3 protein-coding genes are annotated in these 2,088 nt (G+C 34.7%); 2 read left to right on the forward strand and 1 reads right to left on the reverse strand.

Annotated features, from left to right (window positions below):
- Window positions 1–669, forward strand: a 669-nt coding sequence (locus tag F6K49_RS43510) for a sulfotransferase family protein (RefSeq protein ID WP_293107938.1), incomplete at its 5' end; no start/stop codon positions are given.
- 128 nt (window positions 670–797) lie between these two features.
- A complete protein-coding gene (locus F6K49_RS43515) occupies window positions 798–1,889 on the forward strand; it encodes a TauD/TfdA family dioxygenase (protein ID WP_293107941.1) in 1,092 nt (363 codons plus the stop codon).
- On the opposite strand, the gene F6K49_RS43520 is transcribed toward F6K49_RS43515, so the two are convergent.
- The gene (locus F6K49_RS43520) at window positions 1,867–2,001 is read right to left on the reverse strand and encodes a hypothetical protein (protein WP_293107944.1); all 135 of its coding nucleotides are present in this window, start codon (window positions 1,999–2,001) and stop codon (window positions 1,867–1,869) included. The two genes, F6K49_RS43515 and F6K49_RS43520, sit on opposite strands and share 23 nt — an antisense overlap.
- Window positions 2,002–2,088 lie beyond the last annotated feature (87 nt).

Genomic DNA, 2,088 nt, shown 5'->3' on the forward strand with positions numbered 1-2,088 from the left:
TATTTTTTTGTTTTTCATGAACCTTTTGGCTTATCTTACTACAACTCCCCAGAGCGTCGCGATACTAATCGTTATCCAGATATAGAACTCAATCCTGAATATAATCACCAAAAAATTTGGCAAAAACTACGACAGCAAGCAGATTCCCAGGCAGTTTTTATCAAGGATATGTCCCATTTTACGTTTTACTTAGCTGATAGAGAATTTTTGTCTATATTTGAAAGTACTTTTCTGGTGCGTAATCCCGCTAAAATGCTACCATCACTTTACAACAAATGGCCTGATTTTACTTTAGAAGAAGCTGCTTATGCTGAACTCTACAAACTCTTTGAAATGGCTAAAGAATTCAACGGAAAAATTCCAGTAGTAATTGACTCGGACGATTTGGTACAAAAGCCCGAAGCAACAGTTAAAGCTTACTGCGATGCTGTTGGTATACCGTTTATTAAAGAAGCCCTAGAATGGGAACCAAAATTTCGCCCTGAACTTACCCATTGGGAAGGAGGAGATTGGGTACTTAACGCCATGTTTAGTACTGGCTTTAAGGAGCAAAAGAGAGATAATTATGTGTCAGTGGAAGATAATGAACACTTACAAAATGCTTATGAATTTTGTCTACCTTATTACGAAAAGCTTTACGAACATAAGCTTCCTATTGCTGAAATTTAATCGGAGATAAAATGAATATTATTGTTATAATATTCATTTTATTGTAAGCGTTCGATGGAAATCGATCTTATTAACCGGGTAATGGTAGGATGATCAAGCGATCAGATCAAAAATTAGAAAGTAATTGTATGAAAAGCGAACGTTTTATAACAGTTGATGGCCACCGTTTTCACTATATTTGGTTGCGGGATAACTGCCTATGTCCAGAATGTCGCGATCCTAATTCATATCAGAAAATCTATGACATTAGTGAAGCAAAATCTCTCCCAGAACCTTTATCTGTAGTGGAGGAAAACGATAAAATAATTATTACTTGTAAAGAACAACCTATTCACCAAAGTGTATTTCCAATTTCTTGGTTAATGGCTCATGCTAATGAGCTTAAAAATCCAGTAGAATCTTCAAAAAATATTATTTTATGGAACAAAGCTCAGTTACAAAAAGAGCGAACGGTAAGACACGAGATTCACAGCGATTATGATGTGTGGATGAATCAGCTTTTTAGTTTGGGTTTTACAATACTAGAAAACATCAAATCGATGGCAGAATTAGAGTCTTTTCTTTGCTCTATCGGTCCGATTCATGAAACTTACTATGGAAGATTCATCGCAGTAAAGCCCATCAAGGGTGCTGAAGCTGTAGATTTAGCTTTTTCATCTGTTGGTCATCCTTTGTCACCTCATGTCGATTTAACTTACCTCAATGTAGGGCGAGTAGTAATGTTTCTTTATTGTGAAGAAAACAATGCTTCTGGTGGCGATTCAATAGTTGTAGATGGCTATCGTGTAGCTAGAGATTTTCGCCAAAATCATCCTGAATATTTTAATATCTTAGCTGAAACTCCAGTAAACTTTAAACAGTTTGATTTACATCGTCAATATTATTTATATAATAAAACGCCCATCTTAAAACTAAATCAAAAAGGTGAAGTAATTGAAGTTTACTTCAGTCACAAAAACTTTAAAACCAATTTAACATTTGACAAAGTGGAATCTTTCTATGAAGCTTATAAAACTTTTTTTAAGTATTTAAAAAGCCCTGATTATCAATATTGCTTTCGTCTCAAAGCAGGAGATTGTTTGATGGTACAGAATTTCAGAATATTACATGGAAGGAAGGCCTATGATACTAAATATGGAGTTAGACATCTTGAGGGAGGGTTCTTAGATTGGGAGTACTTTAAAGGAAGAAAAAATTTTAGACAATTAAAACATTTATAGCAATTCTACGACTTGTGAGGTACAAATATCTGGGTTTTAGGGAGCAGGGAGCAGGGAGCAGGTAAGAGAGAAGAGGCAAGAGCCAATAGTCAAACAATTCTGTGTACCTCATGAGTCCTAGAAACGCTATATCTATAAAAAATAAATTTGTTTTGCTTCCTGAAGTAAATTGTCGTAACTTAACAAGTTTATATCAATA

The sequence above is a fragment of the Moorena sp. SIO3I6 genome (assembly GCF_010672095.1).